Origin of the sequence: Micromonospora sp. WMMD1219 (assembly GCF_049315215.1) — a bacterium.
Taxonomy (GTDB): Bacteria; Actinomycetota; Actinomycetes; order Mycobacteriales; family Micromonosporaceae; genus Micromonospora; species Micromonospora tulbaghiae.
Map to the genome: position 1 here is coordinate 2,043,842 of NZ_CP186057.1, position 16,607 is coordinate 2,060,448.

Here is a 16,607-nt window from a genome sequence, read left to right on the forward strand (position 1 = left end):
CCACCTCCCGGAGGAGGTGGCCGTCGCTGTCTGCTGTCCGGGATCAGTTCCCGGGTCGTCCCGGTCTGCCGTTACCCGGTCCGCCCGGGCCACCCGGCCGGTCCGGTGTCGCGGTGCCGCCCTGCTCCGGGGTGCCGCCCTGGCCGGAGCTGACCTCGATCATCACCACGCCGCCCTTGATGGTGCGCCCGTCGGGGCTGGTGCCGGCCGCGGTGCCGGCCGGGCACTCCGACGGCACCTTGTTGCTGGAGACCACCGGCTCGAAGCCGGCACCCTTCAGCCGGGACTTCGCGGTCTCGATCGACTCGCACTTCACGCCCGGGATGGAGCGCTGGTCGCCCAGGACGATCTTGCCGCTGGGCGGGGTGAAGTTCTTCCGCTCCTTGCCCTTCATGGCGTCACGCAGCGTCTGGTAGACCGCCGGGTTGATGCCCTGTGGCGTCTCGTCGTGGCCCATCTTCTGGTTGGTCTGCGGCCAGTCCGGGTCGGCCATGATGCCGGCCACCGCGTACTGCTTGGTCATCGCGACCAGGGCCGAGGTGCGGTCGGAGTCGGTGGTGCCGGACTTGCCGGCCACCGGCGCGTCGACGATGTTGCGGACGTTGCCGGCGGTGGCGGGGCCGCACTTGGTGGTGGAGGAGCGGTCACCGACCGGGCAGCGCGCGGCGTCGACGGCGGCGCGGGCCACCTCGGTGCTGACCCGCTGCTCGCAGCGGGGGTTGGCGACGTCCAGCTTCTCGCCGTCCGGACCGCGGATCTCCTGCACCGGGATCGGCTCGCAGTACTTGCCGTCGGCGGCGAGCGTGGCGTACGCGTTCGCCAGCTCCAGCGGCGTGGTCTGGGAGACGCCGAGGCTGAACGCGCCCCACTGGTGCGGGTTGGCGGCGAGCTGCGCGTCGCTCGACGAGCGGAACGTGATGCCGAGCTTCTGCGCGGCCTTCACCACGTTCTCCGCGCCGACCCGCTGCTGCAGGTCGATGAAGAACGTGTTCACCGAGAAGCCGAAGCCGCTCCACATGTTGTGCATGCCGGCCATCGCGGGGTTGGCGTTCTTCGGGCAGTACTTGCTGGTGCCCGGGCAGGCGGCGGGGGAGTTGAACTCGACCGGGTAGTCCGACTTGAACACCGGCTGCGCGTTGATGGGGTAGCTGAGCGGGTAGCCCTTCTCCAGCGCGGCCACCAGCGTGAAGATCTTGAAGGTCGAGCCGGCCTGGTAGCCGGCGATGCCGGGACCACCGGTGACCAGCGGGTTCACCGTGTTGGGGTAGTTGCCCCGGATCTTCTTCTTGGCCTTCTTCGGGTCGCTGGAAATCTTGTTCTGCGGGTCGGCCGGGTCGTCGAGCTTGAAGTTCCGGTTCACCGCCACGGCACGGACCCGGCCGGTGCCCGGTTCGACGGCGGCCACCATCCGGGCCGCCTTGCTGCTCTCGCCGAGCTTGTTGCGGACGGCCTTGTCGGCGCCCTTCTGCGCCTGGACGTCCAGCGTGGAGATGATCGTGTAGCCGCCGCTCTTGAGCCGCCGCTCCCGGTCGTACGAGGTGGCGCCGAACGTCTCCTGCTGGAGCCACCAGCGGTAGAGGTAGTCGCAGAAGAAGCCCCAGGAGCGGGTGGTGGTCTGGGTGCAGCCGTTCGGGGTGCGCTTGCCCCTGACCTCGAGCTTGATCTTCTTGGCGGCGTCCGCCTCCTGCTGGTTGATCGCGCCGATCTGCACCATGTTCTGGATGACGTAGTCGCGCCGGCCGACCGCCTCGGGGTAGCCCGACTTGGTGGTCGGGTCGAACGAGGTGGGGGCCTTCACCATGCCGGCGAGCATCGCCGACTCCTGGATGTCGAGCTTGCTCGGCGGCTTGTTGAAGTAGACCTGGCTGGCCGCCCAGATGCCGTACGCGCCGTTGCCGAACGCGGCGATGTTCAGGTAGCGCCGGAGGATCTCGTCCTTGGAGAGTTCCTTGTCGACCTGGAGCGCCAGGCTCATCTCGCGCAGCTTGCGACCGCTGGTGTCCTCGGTCGCGGCGACGACGTCGGCCGGGTGGGTGGCCGAGTAGGAGATGGCCAGCCGGACGTACTGCATGGTGAGCGTCGACGCGCCCTGCCGGGAGGAGCCGGCGGCCTGGTTGTTGACGAAGGCCCGCGCCACACCGTTGATGTCCACGCCGTTGTGCTTGTAGAAGTCGTGGTCCTCGGCCGCGATGATGGCCTTCTGCATGTACGGCGAGATGTCCTTGAGCTGGACGTCCTTGCGGTTCTCGTCGTACATCGTGGCCAGCACGGTCTTGCCGTCGGCCGCGAGCAGCTTGGTGATCTGGGGTGCCCGGGCGACTGTCAGCTCCTTGGGCAGCGCCTCGAACGTCTCCGCTCCGGCCTTGGCGGCCAGTCCGGACATCGCTGCCACGGGGAAGGCCGCCGCGGCGACCACCACTCCGGCCAAGAGGCCGCAGATCAGCAGCGATGCGGCGTTGGTCAGCACGTTGTGGTCACGTTTCCGCATCCAGGTCACCTCGACAGGGTACGCGAGTAGGAATCGGCGGGCGCGTGGGGAAGTTTCCCCATTTCCTGCATGCGCCGGCCTCGTTGTGCTAAACGCACGAGCCCTGGTCCGGGGTTGCGTGAGATCCGGCGGAAGTCTCTGCCGAAGTCCGGCAGTGGCGCAGCGTTTTCACGTACTCGGGCGGGGTAGTCGCGGGGCGAAAGCCCGGGAAGCCGGGAGTGTCCGGAATGATGGATTTCGCCGACAACGTTGCGTAATCGGGCGACTACACAGCATGATGGTGGCGGCGACCGCAGCCATGAGTCGTTTGTGCCGCCCTGGGGAGGCCGGCGCGAACGACCGGGGGGAGTACGAGGGCTGCTCGCGCGAAGTCGGTAGGTACTGCAAGGGGGGACGTGTACAGATGGGCATGATCACTGACTGGCCGTCACTGGCGGCGTGTCAGAACGGAGACCCGGACGCGTTGTTCGTACAGGGCGCCGAACAGAACGTGGCGAAGAGGATCTGCCGGAGCTGCCCAGTTCGGTACGAGTGCCTGGCCGACGCGCTCGACAACCGGATCGAGTTCGGGGTGTGGGGTGGCATGACCGAGCGCGAACGCCGGGCGTTGCTGCGCCGCCACCCGCAGGTCACCAGCTGGCGCAAGATGTTCGAGGCGGCCATGAAGAAGAACGCCAAGGAGAAGGCCGGCAAGGACAAGATCCTGGTCACCACGGCCAACTGACCGGACCGGTCAGCTCCGGCTGATCGCCTCGCCGATCGTCCGCAGCCCGTCGACGTCGTGCACGTCGGCGGGCTGCGCCGTCACCGACACCGCCGGCACCGCCGGGAACGCCTCGGTGAACCGGGCCGCCACCTGCTCCTCGCGTACCGCCTGCTGGGCCAGCGCGGCGTGCGCGCGCAACACCTCGACGGTGCCCTCGTGCCCAACCACGCCGGCCAGCCGCTCCGCGGCGGCCAGGCTCTCCGCGGCGGACAGGTCCGCCGCCGGCCGGTGCACCCGGTTGAGCACCAGCCCGGCCAACGGCATCCGCTCCTCCCGCAGACGCCCGGCGAAGTAGGCGGCCTCCCGGACCGCGTCCGGCTCCGGTGCTGCGACCAGCAGGAACGCCGTCTCCCGGGCCTGGAGGATCCGGTACGTCTGTTCGGCGCGCTGCCGGAACCCGCCGAACATCGAGTCGAGGGCGGCCACGAAGCCGGACAGGTCGGTGAGCAGCTGGGCGCCGATCACCTTCTGCACCACCTTCGAGAACATCCCGAAGCTCGCCGTGACCAGGCTGAACATGCTCCGCCCGCCGCTGCGCGCCGGGGCCAGCAGCAGCCGCAGCATCCGGCCGTCGAGGAACCGGGACAGCCGGGCCGGCGCGTCCAGGAAGTCGAGCGCGGAGCGCGACGGCGGCGTGTCCACCACGATCAGGTCCCACTCGCCCCGGGCGTGCAACTGGCCCAGCTTCTCCATCGCCATGTATTCCTGCGTGCCGGCGAAGGTGGAACTCATGGCCTGGTAGAAGGGGTTGGCGAAGATCTCCGCCGCCTTCGCCGGGTCGGTGTGCTGGAGCACCACGTCGTCGAACGTGCGCTTCATGTCGAGCATCATGGCGTGCAGTTCACCGCCGCCGGCCTCGACGTCGATGCCCTTGACCTGCCGGGGTGTGTTGTCCAGCTCGGTCAGGCCGAGCGACTGGGCCAGCCGGCGCGCCGGGTCGATGGTGAGCACCACCGTCCGCCGGCCGTGCCGCTCGGCCGCGCGCAGCGCCAGCGCCGCCGCCGTGGTCGTCTTGCCCACGCCGCCCGCCCCGCAGCAGACCACGATCCGTACGCCGTCGTCGGCGAGGATCTGGTCGACGTCAAGCGGAGGCGCCGCGTCTTCGGAAGGCACCAATCGAGCGTATCGGTCCCGAGGGGCACTCTGCTCCGTGCCGGCCGCAGGTGTGAGTCAATCCGCCCGGACGAGGGCCTCGGCGAGCGTCTCCAGCCCGGCCCGGTCGACCCCCTCGGGCAGCAGCGGCAACTCGACCAGGGGCAGGCCGAGATCCACCAGGTCACCCCGGAGGGAGTCCTCCAGCTCACGGCGTACCTGCTGGTCACGGGCCTCCTCGACGAGCCCGGCCACGGTCGGGCCGTCGGTCGGCAGGCCGGCGGCGGCCAGCCCGCGCTTCAGTTCGGCCGCGGTGACCGCCCGCCCGGCCGGCACCGGCGGGCGGACGCCGTTGACGATCACGCGGCCGACCGGGAAACCGAGCTGGGTCAGCTCCGCGACCGCGTCGAGCGTCTCCTGGACCGGCATCTCCTCCAGCAGCGTGACCACGTGCACAGCGGTCATCGGCGACCGGAGCAGCGCGGAGACGCCCTCGCTCTGGGTCTTGATCGGGCCGACCTTCGCCAGCCGGGCCGTCTCCGCCGTCACGTTCAGGAAGCGGCCGATCCGCCCGGTCGGCGGCGCGTCCAGCACCACCGCGTCGTACGTCCGGCGTGACCCGTTCGTCCGGGTGGTCGCCTCCTTGACCTTGCCGGTGAGCAGCACGTCGCGCAGGCCCGGCGCGATCGTGGTGGCGAAGTCGATCGCGCCGAGCTTGCGCAGCGCCCGGCCGGCGGCGCCGAGCTTGTAGAACATGTCCAGGTATTCGAGGAGCGCCTCCTCGGCGTCGACCGCCAGCGCCCGCACCTCACCGCCGCCGGGCGCGTCGGCGAGGTGCCGCTCCTCGTACGGCAGCGGATCGGTGCCGAAGAGCTGGGCGATGCCCTGCCGGCCCTCCACCTCGACCAGCAGGGTGCGCCGGCCCTCGGCGGCCAGGCCGAGGGCCAGCGCGGCGGCCACGCTCGTTTTTCCCGTGCCGCCCTTGCCGGTCACCACGTGCAGGCGGGCCGGCCATCTGCCGGCGGGCTCGGCCGGCTGCTCACTCGCTGCCATCCGTCGAGCCTAACCAGCCGTTGGGACCAGCTCTGTCCGGCCGGTGGGATCAGCCGACCTCGCAGACCCACCAACCCGTCTTCCGCACCACAGTGAAACGCAGCGCCTGCTCGGCGACCTTCTCGTCGGCGGTGGTCATGGTCACCCGGGCGGAGACGGTGGCCCGGTCCCCGGTCTGGTTGTCGACGGTCGGGGTGGGCCAGCGGAACCGGGGGTTCTGGTACTGCGCGACGTACTTCTGCACCTCGGCGACCTTGGTGGCGATCTTCTCGTCGTCGCGGGCCGCGGAGCAGACGAACGTGGCCGCCTTGTCGGCGTCGCGTTCCTGGTAGACGGCCTTGAGGAAGCCGTCCACCGCGACCTGCGGCTCCTTTGCGCCCTGGCCGTCCTCGCTGTCGCGCAGCGCGAGGAACGCGGCAGTGCCCCCGCCGCCGCAGAGCAGGACCGCGGCGGCCAGCACCAGCGAGACGATCAGCACCGCCGGTCGCTTGCGCGGCTGCGGATACGGCGGTGTGCCGGACGGGTAGGCCGGCGGGCCGGCTGTGGGTGCGGATCCCGGCGGTGCGCCGCCGGTGGGCGGCGGTTGCGGATTCGGGTCGCCGGGCGTGCCGGTGTCGCCACCGGCGGGCGGTTGGGTCATCTGTCTCCCCCGGGTTGCGGCTCCCGTCGCCGCCCCAGGCGACGGGCACGGGTCGAGGTGTGCGGGCGCGCGTCGGCGCGCGTCCAGTCCGGAAGGGTATCGGTCGGCGGGGCGCTTGCCAGCCCCGCGTACGCGCCCCGCCGGACGGAGTCGGCTACCGCGTTCCCGACCAGCCTTGTGTCGCAAATGTGACTGGAGGTGACGAGGCGTGCGCGTCCCGTTGCCGGGACTTGTCGCAGGATCTACGTTCGTCCCCGACGCGGAGAGCCGGGCCGGGGACGGCTCCGAGCCGGATGGCGGTGTTGGTTGAACAGGTACGACGCCCGGAGGCGAAGGATGCGCGAAGCGGAGAACAGTCCCCGAGGTCAGTTCCCGGGTGACCGGGCCGGACGGCCGGGCGATGCCGAGGGGCCGGCCGCGCCGTTCAACGAGCGCTCCTACGGCTCGGCAGCCGACGGGATCCGGACGCTTCCCCGTTCCGGCGGGAAGGGGCGGGACGAGGACGAGCCCGGCTACGTCATCCACCTCCAGGTCCGGGTGCCCGACCTGGCGGCGGCCACCGCGCTCGCCGGCACGGTGGCCACCTCGCTGGGCTTCCTGGTGGAGCTGGACGCGGGCGAGACCACCGTCTCCACCGCCGACGACCAGAACAACAGGCACCGGGTCTTCTGCGACCTGCTGCTGCCCGACCGCAGCCGGTGCCCGCAGCGCTTCGAGCACGAGGGCCCGTGCGGCGAGCCGCCGCCGGCGCCGGAGCCGCGTCCCGCGTCCTGGTGACCGCGGCGGACCGTAGGCTGTGCCTGACCGAAGTCCAAGTCAGGCAAGGGAGCCCTCCTCCGATGCAGAAGTGGGAATACGCCACGGTGCCGCTGCTGGTCCACGCGACCAAGCAGATCCTCGACAACTGGGGCGAGGACGGCTGGGAACTGGTCTCCGTGGTCCCCGGCCCGAACCCGGAGCAGCTCGTCGCGTACCTGAAGCGTCCGAAGGGCTGACCTCCATGAGCAACGGACCTCACGCGAAGCTCGCCGAGCTCGGCCTCGCGCTGCCCGAGGTGGTGCCGCCGGTGGCCAGCTACGTGCCGGCCGTCCAGTCCGGGCAGCACGTCTACGTGTCCGGCCAGCTCCCGATGGCCGAGGGCAAGCTGCTCGCCACCGGGAAGGTCGGCAACGGCGTCTCGGCCGAGCAGGCGAAGGACCTGGCGGAGCGGTGCGCGCTGAACGCGCTCGCCGCGATCGACGCGCTGGTCGGGCTGGAGAACGTGGTCAAGGTCGTGAAGCTGACCGGCTTCGTGGCCAGCGCACCCGGCTTCACCGGCCAGCCCGGCGTGATCAACGGCGCCTCCGACCTGTTCGGCGCCGTGTTCGGCGAGGCCGGCCGCCACGCCCGCAGCGCCGTAGGCGTGGCGGAGCTTCCCCTGGACGCCCCGGTAGAGGTTGAGGTCATCGTCGAGGTCGCGTGACCCTCGCCCGCCACTGAAGCCCGCGATCTTGCGGTTGTGGCCCCGGCAGAAGCCCCACACGGGGACAAAGCTCGGGCCGGAACTGCAAGATCGCGGGGAGTGGCGGGCGGAGTCGTACGATCGCACCCATGGGTGGGCGTATGGCCGGTGCGGCGGGGGCGCTTGCGGACGGGCTGCCGGGGTGGGTGACGTTGCTGCGTGCGCCGAACCCGGGGCCGATGACGCTCGACGGGACGAACACGTGGGTGCTGCGAGCCGGGCCGGACGCGCCCGCCGTCGTGGTCGACCCGGGGCCGGCCGACGAGGGGCACCTGGCCGCCATCGCGGCGCACGGGCCGGTCGGGCTCGTGCTGATCACGCACGGACACGCGGACCACACCGAGGGCGCGCCCCGGCTCAGCGAGCTGCTCGGCGGCGTGCACGTGCTCGCCGCCGACCCGGCGCACACCATCGGCGGTGAGCCGCTGACCGAGCCGGGCGAGGACTTCGGCGGGTTCGGCCTGGAGATCCGGCTACTGCCCACCCCCGGGCACACCGCCGACTCGGTCTGCCTCGTCGCCGCGCACGACGGCGAGCGCGTCGTGCTGACCGGTGACACCATCCTCGGCCGGGGCACCACAGTGGTCGCCCACCCGGACGGGCACCTCGGCGACTACCTGTCGAGCCTGGAACTGCTCTCCGCGTACCGGGGGATCCCGGCGCTGCCGGGCCACGGCCCGGCGCTGGCCGACTGCGGTGTGGCGGCCGACTTCTACCTGGCCCACCGGCGGGCCCGGCTGGACCAGGTGCGCGCCGCCGTCGCCGCGGGCGCCACCACCGCCGCCGAGGTGGTCGCCGTGGTCTACGCCGACGTCGACAGGTCGCTGTGGTGGGCCGCCGAGTGGTCGGTCCGGGCCCAGCTCGAACACCTCGGGGTGGAGCAGCCGTGACCTGCCCGGTGTGCGGAACCGTAGCCGTGCCCGGGGCGCGGTTCTGCCACAACTGCGGGGCGGCGCTGCCGGCTGCCGCCACGCTGCCCGCCGCCGAGCGCCGCGTGGTGACCGTGCTCTTCGGCGACCTGTCGGACTTCACCTCCTGGTCGGAGGACCTGGACCCGGAACGGGTCGGCGCGGTCACCGACCGGGTGCTCGCCGCCCTCGCGGGCGCGGTCAAGACGTTCGGCGGGCACGTCGACAAGCTCACCGGCGACGGGATCATGGCGGTCTTCGGCGCGCCGGTCGCGCACGAGGACGACGCCGAGCGGGCCGTCCGCGCGGCGCTGTCCATGCAGCGCGCGGTGCGGCGGGTGCTCGACGACGAGCGCGGCGGTGGCGCGCCGCTGGGCCTGCGCGTCGGCCTCAACACCGGCGACGTGATCGCCGGCATCCAGGCGGCGATCGAGTACACGGTCATCGGCGACACGGTGAACACCGCCGCCCGGCTGGCCGACGCCGCAGCGGTCGGCGCGGTCTACGCCGGGGCGCGCACCTCCGCCGCGACCCGGCACGTCGCCTCCTGGCGTGCCCTGCGCCCGCTGCGGCTCAAGGGCAAGCGGGAGCCGGTCGAGGCGTACGAGCTGCTGGGCCTGCTCGACGCGCCCGGCACCCGGTCCGGCCTGGGCGACGAGGCGCCGTTCGTGGGCCGGGAGACCGAGATCGGCCGGGTGGCCGGCCGACTCGCCGAGGTGATCGACCGGGGTGAGCCCCGGGTGCTGCTGATGACCGCCGAGGCGGGGATCGGCAAGTCCCGGTTCGCGGCCGAGGTGGAACGCCTCGCGGCCGGCTACGACGTCGGCGCCGGGCGGTACGCGGCGCACACCGGCGCCCGGGTGCTCTCGGTGCGGTGCGCGGCGTTCGGCGAGCGTCGCCGGCTGGCGCCGCTGGCCGACCTGGTCCGGGCTGCCGTCGGCCTGCCCGGCGACGCGGCCACCGCCGTCACCCGGCCCGCCGTCGAGGAGCGGCTGCGCCGCCTCGGCCAGCGCCTGTCCCGGCTGCCCGGCGACCCGCCGCCGATCGCCGTGGACCAGCTCCTGGCCCTGCTCGGGTACGCCGAACTCCCGCCCGCCACGGAGAACGGCGAGTGGAACGCGGCCGGGCCGCCGCCGGACGACGAGGCGGTGCCGACGGCTGTCGCGGACCTGCTCAGCGCGCTCGCCGTGGAGGCGCCGCTGGTGATCGTGGTGGACGACCTGCACGACGCGACCGCCGAGACGCTCAAGGCGCTGGCGCTGACCCTCAACCGGCTCAGCGGGCCGGTGCTGGTGATGCTGCTCGGCCGTCCCGAGCTGGTACGCACCGCCGGTGCGCTGACCCGCGTCGCGGACGCCGAGGTGCACGCGCTGCCGCCGCTGCGCGGCGCGGACGCGTCCCGGCTGCTCACCAGCTACCTGTCCGGCGGCCGCATGCCCCAGGCCGACGCGGACCGGCTGCTCGCCACCGCGCAGGGCAACCCGTTCTACCTGGCCGAGCTGGTCACGCTGCTGATGGAGCGCGGAGCGCTCACCGCCGGCCCGGGCCGGGGCGCCGACGTCGGCTGGCGGCTCGCCCCCGGCTCGCTGGGCAGCCGGCTGCTCTCCCGGGACCTGGCCGCGGTGCTCGCGGCGCGTATCGACGCGCTGCCGCCCAACGCCCGCTCGGCGCTGCGCGACGCCGCTGTGGTGGGCGACACCGTACCGGCGGGCGCGCTGGAGGCGCTTCGGGAGCAGCGGGTCGGACGGGACGGGCGGCCCGCCGCGGTGGCCGCCGTCGAGCTGGACCGGGCCGTTGAGGAACTGCTGCAACGGCGCATGCTGCACCGGACCCGCAGCGGGTTCGCCTTCGCCACCCCGCTGATGCGGGAGGCCGCGTACGCCGGGGTGAGCAAGGCCGAGCTGGCCGAGCGGCACGCGGCGCTGGCCCGCTGGGCCGCGCCGGAGAGCGTCGACGAGACCGGCGCCGCACCGGGCGGCGCGTTCACCGAGTCCGCCCGGGACGACTTCGTCGCGGAGCACGTCGAGCGGGCCACAGCGCTCGCCGACGCGGTCAAGCTGCGCCCGGACGCGCCGGCCCGGGCGGTCACCCCGCTGGGCGTGGCCGCGCTGGGCCGGGCCGCCCGCCGGTCGCTGCGCTCGGGGGAGCCGGCGCTCGCGGTCGAGTACGCCGAGCGCGCGGCCGAACTGGCCCGCGACGGGGTGCCACCGGCCGACCGGGTGGTGCACGCCCGGGCGCTGCTCCAGGTCGGCCGCCCGGCCGACGCGCTCGCGTTCGCCGAGAAGATCGCCGCGAACACCGGCGACCCGGCCACCCGTACCGCCGCGCTGCTGCTCGCCGGTCAGGCCCAGCAGACCCTCGGCGACGCCGGGCGGGCCGAGTGCAACTGGCAGGAGGCGTTGCAGGTGGCCACCGACGCCGACCTGCCCACCCTGCGGGCCTCGGCGATGCGGCGGCTCGGCATGGCCGACTTCATCGCCGGCCGGCTCGGACAGGCGAGCAGCCGGCTGGCCGCGTCCTACCAGGTCAGCCTCGCCGCACGGGATCCCCGCGGGCAGGCCTGGTCGTTGCAGAACCTGGCCTGGGTGACCACCACCCGGGGCGACTTCGCCGGCACCGACGCGGTGCTCGGCCGGGCCGCCCGGCTCTTCGCCGAGCTGAAGGACCCGTACGGGCGGGCCTGGCTGCGCGGCACCACCGCGTTCGCCCGGCTGCTGGCCGGACGGCTGCGGGAGGCGTGCCGGATGGCCCGGGTGTTCCTGCCGTTCGGGGAGCGGGTCGGCGAGGCGTGGGCGGTGGGGACGCTGCGCGCGGTCGAGGCGTACGCCACCGCCGAACTGGGCGACCTGGCCGAGGCGGACCGGGCGGCGCGGCGCGCGTACCGGGACTTCGCCGAGGTGGGCGACGACTGGGGGCAGGGCTTCGCGCTGGTGGTGCGCGGGGTGGTGGCGCGCGGGCTGGGCGAGCCGGAACACGCGGCCGACCTGTTCACCGACGCGCTGGAGTACGCCGACCGCACCACCCACCCGCTGCTCACCGGCATGGCCGGGACGCTGCGCGGCTTCGTGGCGCTGGACATGGGCGACCACGAGACCGCCGAGCGGGAGGCGCGGTCGGTGCTGACCCGGGTGGAGCCGCACAACCCGCAGGCGCCGGCCCAGGTCGCGCCGCGGGTGCTGCTCGCCATGGCCCGCCTCGCGGCGGGTGATCCGGGCACCGCGGTGGGGCTGCTCGCCCCGGTGGCCACCGGCGCGGCGAACGCGCCCTCGCTGCTGTTCTCGCGGCGGCAGACGATGGCCCGGTACGCCGCCGCGCTGCTCGCCCACGGCCAGCGCGAGCAGGCGCTCGACTGGGCGCAGCGGTCGATCACCGCTCCGGCCGAGGACGTGCGCAGCCAGGTGGTGGCGCTGCTGGTGCTGGCCGAGGCGCTCGACGCCTGCGGTCGCCGGGCCGAGGCGCTGACGAACGCGGAGGAGGCGGTACGCCTCGCGTACGCCACCGAGCAGCGCAGTGAGCGGATGGTCGCGGACGCGTTGCGGGTCCGCCTCTCCGGCGGCTGATCGTCCTTGTTCTGACGGTTCCGGGGATGTGCTCGTCGGTGGGGCCGGTTAGCGTGGGGCGGCGACAGCCGTGGATCGGCTGTCGCCTCCCGGTGCGCGCGCCTGCGTCACCGGCAGACCATGCTGGGGAGGAACGATGAGGCTGCCGCGCTCGGTCGCCGGCTGGACGATCGCGGTCTTCGGGCTCCTCGCGCTGCTGCTCGGTGCGCTCGGTCTGATCTGGCCGGAGACGCAGCTACGCCTGCTCGGCTTCGAGGTGCCGGCCGAGCGCGCTCCGGGCGACTACACCGGCACGTTCCTCACCGCGTCCTCGATGGCCTCGTTCAACATGGGGGTCTACTACCTGCTCGCCGTCGCCACCGAGTGGCGGCCGTTCTACCGGTTCACCGTGTGGTTCCGCCTGGTCACCTTCACCGTGTTCACCATCGCGGTGCTCTCCGACGTGGCGCCGGACCGCTTCTTCGCGGTCGCCGCGTGGGAGGGCCTGGGCGCGCTCGCCACGGCGGCCGGCCTGTGGTGGGACGCCCGCCGGGCGGCTCCCGCCACTGCCGTGTCCGCGCCGGAGCCGGCGCCGGCCACCGACGCGGCGCGCTGACGGGTCCGGATCGTTGGGTATTTTCGAGCCGTGACCGAGACCCCGCCCGGCGCCCTGCGGCTGCCCATCGTGCCCGGTCTGACCGATCTGCAGGTGTTCGCCCGGGGCGGCTACGCCACCATCTACCGGGCCACGCAGATCTCCGTGGGCCGCGAGGTCGCGGTCAAGATCGAGAACCGCACACTGGACAGCGAGCGCGACCAGGCCCGCTTCCTGCGCGAGGCCCGTGCCGCCGGGCGGATGTCGTCGCACCCGCACGTGGTGGACCTGTTCGACGTGGGTGTCACAGTCGACCAGCACCCCTACCTCATCATGGAGCTGTGCGACGGCTCGTACGCCGAACGGATGCGCACCTCGCCGCTGGGCCCGGCGGAGACCCGCGACCTCGGCGTGAAGATCGCCGACGCGCTGGCCCACTCGCACGCGGCGGGCGTCCTGCACCGCGACGTCAAGCCGGCGAACATCCTGCACTCCGAGTTCAACTCGGCCGTCCTGGCCGACTTCGGCTTGGCGGTGCTCGCCGAGTTCCGCGACTCCTCGGTGATGCTGGAGGCGCTCACCCCGGCGTACGCGCCACCGGAGACGTTCAACCACAGCCCGCCCACGCCCGCCGTCGACGTCTACTCGCTGTGCGCCACGCTCTATGCGGTGATGCACGGCCGTCCGCCGCGCTGGCACTCCGAACGCAACCCGAGCCTGGTCACCGTGCTGGAGATGTTCCAGCAGCCGATCCCGGGCCTGCCCGGCGTGCCCGGCGAGCTGATCGACGTACTCCGGTTGGGCATGTCGAACGACCCGGGCGCGCGGCCCTCCGCGGTCGAGCTGCGTGGCCTGCTCGCCTCGCTGCCGCTGGACGGCGCCCCGGCGACCGGCGGTCTGTACGACGGCGCCACCGGCGACCGGTTCCACCGCACCGGCGGGCCGAATCCGCGACCGCCGGCCGACGACGACCACCCGACGGTGGCCTCGCGCGCCCGGCGCTGGCCCAAGCGCTGGTTCCTCGGCGGCGCCGGGGTGCTGGCGCTGGCCGCCTCGGCCGGCGGCGGCTGGGTCGCGGGCGGCCACGCGCCGCCCGTCGCGCCGACGCCGGCGCCCAGCGGCGTGGCCGGTGCCGCGCCGGTGCCCGGCTGCGCGTCCGCCGACGTGCGGCTGCCCGCGGGGGCACGCTGCGCGACGGAGCTGGAGTGCTTCGGTCCGGTACGGCTGCGCCGTGATCGGGCCGAGGCGAGCCGGGTGCCGTGCGACGGCCAGCACACCTGGGAGACCTACGCCGCCGGTGACCTGCCGGCTGGTCTCGCCGGGGCCCGGCACGAGACGGTCGCGGCCGACCCGGTTGTCGGCAAGGTGTGCAACGCCGCCACGTTCCGGCTGGTCAGCGGCGGCAAGTCGGCGAGCGGGTGGAACCTGGAGGTGCTGCCGCCGGAGGCCGCGGCGGACCGCACCTACCGCTGTCTGGCCGGCCGGGGCGTCAACGCGCTCGCCGGCCCCACGCTCACCGGTCGCTGAGGCCGTTCACGGTCCGGCTCTGCCGCACCGACCGCGGGTCGAGCGTCTCCAGCGTGTCGGCGTCCACCGCCGTCGGCGCCCGCATGCCGCGTACCACCCGCGGGTCCAGCGTCTCCAGCGTGTCCGCGTCGATCGGCTGGCCCGCCGGGGTGCGCAGGTTCCGCACCGCGCGCGGATCGATGGCCTCCAGCGTGTCGGCGTCCACTCCGTACCCCTGGTGGGGGACCGGCCAGTTCTCGGCCTGCGGGGCGGGCCCGCCGGTGCCGCCGGGCTGGCGCGCGGCGGTGATCGTCACTCCCGTGATCATGGCGAGCAGGACGCAGACCAGGGCCAGCACGACCGACAGGATGCCGGGCGGACGCCACACGGCGAGGGTCACCACCGCCGTCACCGTCGCCATGGACGCGACGACGGCCTTCGCCCGCGCATCGGGCTTCGGGAACGATCTCACCCGACAAGCATGGCCCAGCGCGTCCACCTGTCAACCGGCGGGATGAGACGGCTTCCCGTCACCCAGGCTCCACTTCGGAGTCGCAGGTAGCGACGATCGAGAAAAAATCGTTACATCATCTGGTTGTTTGCCGTATCGATCCAGGTTTGGGGGCCACCAACGTGGGCGTCGATCCCTAAAGTGACGGGGGTCGAGGTCTCCTCGACGGATTCGTTCCCCGACGGAAGGCAGCTCCATGCCCCGTTCAATCCGATCCCTGGCCGCAACCGGGATCGCCGGCGTCCTCCTCGCCGGACCGGCCGTCGCGCCCGCCGCGGCGGCGACTCCGCAACCACCCGCGCACGACCGCACCAGCGCCGCCGAGGCGCGCCGGGTGGACCGCGTGCCGACGCCGAAGCTCGACTGGTACGCCTGCTACGACTACGCCGAGTGCGCCACGGTCCGGCTGCCGCTGGACTACGACAACCCGAAGGGCGCCACCACCGAGGTCGCGTTGCTGCGGGTCAAGGCCCGCGACCAGCAGCGCAAGGTCGGCAGCCTGTTCCTCAACCCGGGTGGCCCAGGTGGCTCCGGCACGAGCATCGCGCTCGCCGCGCCCTACTTCCTCGGCGACGACCTGCTCGACCGCTTCGACATCGTCGGCGTCGACCCGCGCGGCGTCGAGGCCAGCGAGAACATCAAGTGCTTCCGCTCGGTGAAGGACCAGACCCGGGCGTACGCCGGGCTGAACGTCGCGTTCCCGTGGACCAGGGCGGAGGAGAAGGCGTACGTCGCCGCGTCGAAGGCGGTCGGGAAGGCGTGCTCCACCACCGGCAAGCCGCTGACCGGCGCGGCGTCCACCGCCGAGGTGGCCCGCGACATGGACGTGCTGCGCCGGGCCGTCGGCGACAAGTTGCTCAGCTACCTCGGGTTCAGCTACGGCACCGCGCTGGGCCAGTACTACGCCAACATGTTCCCGGACCGCTTCCGCGCGCTCGTCGTCGACGGTGTGCTCGACCCGAACGCCTGGGTCGGCCAGGGCAGTGCCCGCAACCAGCTCCAGGAGACGCGGCTGCGCAGCGCCGACGGGGCGTACCGGGCACTGCGGGAGATCCTGACCCGGTGCGGCAGGACCGGCGCCGAGCAGTGCGCGCTGGCCGCCACCGGCGATCCGCTCGCCGCGTACGACACGGTGGCCAAGCGGCTGCGCAAGAAGCCGGTGGTGATCGAGGACCCGGACTTCGGCTCCTTCACGGTCAGCTACGCCGACTTCGTCGGCGCCACGCTCAGCGCGCTCTACGACCCGTACGGCTGGCAGTCGGTCGTCGACATCACCGTGCAGCTTCTGGCCGCGACCGACCCCGCCGCCGGCAGGGCCGCCACCGCGTCGGCCCGGAAGGCGCTCGCCGCCCGCGCCGCGCAGGCGCGCCAGCAGCGCGGGTACGACTTCCCGTACGACAACGGGCTGGAGACGTTCCTGACCGTCGACTGCACCGACGCGTACCACCCGAAGAGCGCCGACGCCTGGCCGGCGCTGTCGGCGAAGGAGGACAAGCGGGCGCCCTACTTCGGGCGGGCGTGGGCCTGGGGCACCGCGCCCTGTGCCCGCAACACCTGGACGGTGCGGGACGAGGACGCCTGGACCGGGCCGTTCAACCGGGTCACCGCAGCCCCGGTGCTCGTGGTCGGCAACTACTGGGACCCGGCGACCAACTACCAGGGCGCGGTCAGCTCGGCGAAGCTGCTGCCGAACAGCCGCCTGCTGAGCAGCGACAGCTGGGGTCACACCGCGTACGGCACCTCGGCGTGCGCGACCGGCCGGATCGACGCGTACCTGCTGACCGGCAAGCTGCCGGCCAAGGGCACGCTCTGCGTCGGTGACGCGCAGCCGTTCCAGGAGGACGCGGCGGCAAGCCGGGCGGACGCGTCGAAGAGCGCGCTGGCCCGGGCGGGCGAGCCCGGCCGGGGCGAGCCGAAGCGGCTGCCGCCGGTGGCGACGCCGCGCCCGGCGGTCGGCACGCTGACCGTCCGCTGACGGACCCCCGGGGTACGGCGGGTGATCGGGCAT

14 protein-coding genes are annotated in these 16,607 nt (G+C 73.4%); 9 read left to right on the top strand and 5 right to left on the bottom strand.

What is annotated here, in order from left to right:
• Positions 1-43 precede the first annotated feature (43 nt).
• Complete coding sequence (locus tag ACN27C_RS09815; protein ID WP_422751604.1) at positions 44-2,488, bottom strand: transglycosylase domain-containing protein; 2,445 nt, start codon at positions 2,486-2,488, stop codon at positions 44-46.
• Between the two features lie 403 nt (positions 2,489-2,891).
• Between ACN27C_RS09815 and ACN27C_RS09820 the strand changes: the two genes are divergently transcribed.
• Positions 2,892-3,212 carry a WhiB family transcriptional regulator gene (locus ACN27C_RS09820; protein ID WP_013289026.1) on the top strand — a complete coding sequence of 107 codons (321 nt, stop codon included), beginning with the start codon at positions 2,892-2,894 and terminating at the stop codon, positions 3,210-3,212.
• Between the two features lie 9 nt (positions 3,213-3,221).
• Here the strand turns inward: ACN27C_RS09820 and ACN27C_RS09825 are convergent, their stop codons facing one another.
• From ACN27C_RS09825 to ACN27C_RS09835, 3 genes are read right to left on the bottom strand one after another with little or no spacing between them, the layout of a single operon-like run.
• Entirely contained in the window at positions 3,222-4,370 is a 1,149-nt protein-coding gene (locus ACN27C_RS09825; protein ID WP_422750977.1) for an ArsA family ATPase, read from the bottom strand.
• A gap of 54 nt (positions 4,371-4,424) precedes the next feature.
• A complete protein-coding gene (locus tag ACN27C_RS09830; protein WP_121685110.1) occupies positions 4,425-5,399 on the bottom strand; it encodes an ArsA-related P-loop ATPase in 975 nt (324 codons plus the stop codon).
• 49 nt (positions 5,400-5,448) lie between these two features.
• Positions 5,449-6,039, bottom strand: a complete 591-nt coding sequence (locus ACN27C_RS09835; protein ID WP_358173913.1) for a hypothetical protein — start codon at positions 6,037-6,039, stop codon at positions 5,449-5,451.
• A 336-nt stretch (positions 6,040-6,375) separates the two neighbouring features.
• Between ACN27C_RS09835 and ACN27C_RS09840 the strand changes: the two genes are divergently transcribed.
• The 7 genes from ACN27C_RS09840 to ACN27C_RS09870 all read left to right on the top strand — a co-directional run bounded on the left by ACN27C_RS09840 (position 6,376) and on the right by ACN27C_RS09870 (position 14,109).
• A complete protein-coding gene (locus ACN27C_RS09840; protein WP_422750978.1) occupies positions 6,376-6,816 on the top strand; it encodes a hypothetical protein in 441 nt (146 codons plus the stop codon).
• Between the two features lie 62 nt (positions 6,817-6,878).
• A complete protein-coding gene (locus ACN27C_RS09845; RefSeq protein WP_013289021.1) occupies positions 6,879-7,034 on the top strand; it encodes a DUF4177 domain-containing protein in 156 nt (51 codons plus the stop codon).
• A gap of 5 nt (positions 7,035-7,039) precedes the next feature.
• Positions 7,040-7,501: a RidA family protein gene (locus ACN27C_RS09850; protein ID WP_120572751.1), complete on the top strand. Its 462-nt coding sequence runs from the start codon at positions 7,040-7,042 to the stop codon at positions 7,499-7,501.
• 128 nt (positions 7,502-7,629) lie between these two features.
• Positions 7,630-8,430, top strand: coding sequence for an MBL fold metallo-hydrolase (locus ACN27C_RS09855; RefSeq protein WP_421499130.1), 801 nt, complete (start codon positions 7,630-7,632; stop codon positions 8,428-8,430).
• Complete coding sequence (locus ACN27C_RS09860; protein WP_422750979.1) at positions 8,427-12,008, top strand: adenylate/guanylate cyclase domain-containing protein; 3,582 nt, start codon at positions 8,427-8,429, stop codon at positions 12,006-12,008. Before ACN27C_RS09855 ends, ACN27C_RS09860 begins: the two co-directional genes overlap by 4 nt.
• Positions 12,009-12,144: 136 nt before the next feature.
• Positions 12,145-12,603 (top strand): hypothetical protein, encoded by a 459-nt coding sequence (locus ACN27C_RS09865; RefSeq protein ID WP_358173919.1) that lies wholly within the window; start codon positions 12,145-12,147, stop codon positions 12,601-12,603.
• A 30-nt stretch (positions 12,604-12,633) separates the two neighbouring features.
• A complete protein-coding gene (locus ACN27C_RS09870) occupies positions 12,634-14,109 on the top strand; it encodes a serine/threonine-protein kinase (protein ID WP_422750980.1) in 1,476 nt (491 codons plus the stop codon).
• On the opposite strand, the gene ACN27C_RS09875 is transcribed toward ACN27C_RS09870, so the two are convergent.
• Positions 14,096-14,560, bottom strand: coding sequence for a hypothetical protein (locus ACN27C_RS09875; RefSeq protein WP_422750981.1), 465 nt, complete (start codon positions 14,558-14,560; stop codon positions 14,096-14,098). The two genes, ACN27C_RS09870 and ACN27C_RS09875, sit on opposite strands and share 14 nt — an antisense overlap.
• Positions 14,561-14,795: 235 nt before the next feature.
• Between ACN27C_RS09875 and ACN27C_RS09880 the strand changes: the two genes are divergently transcribed.
• Positions 14,796-16,574 (top strand): alpha/beta hydrolase, encoded by a 1,779-nt coding sequence (locus tag ACN27C_RS09880; protein ID WP_422750982.1) that lies wholly within the window; start codon positions 14,796-14,798, stop codon positions 16,572-16,574.
• Positions 16,575-16,607: the final 33 nt, after the last annotated feature.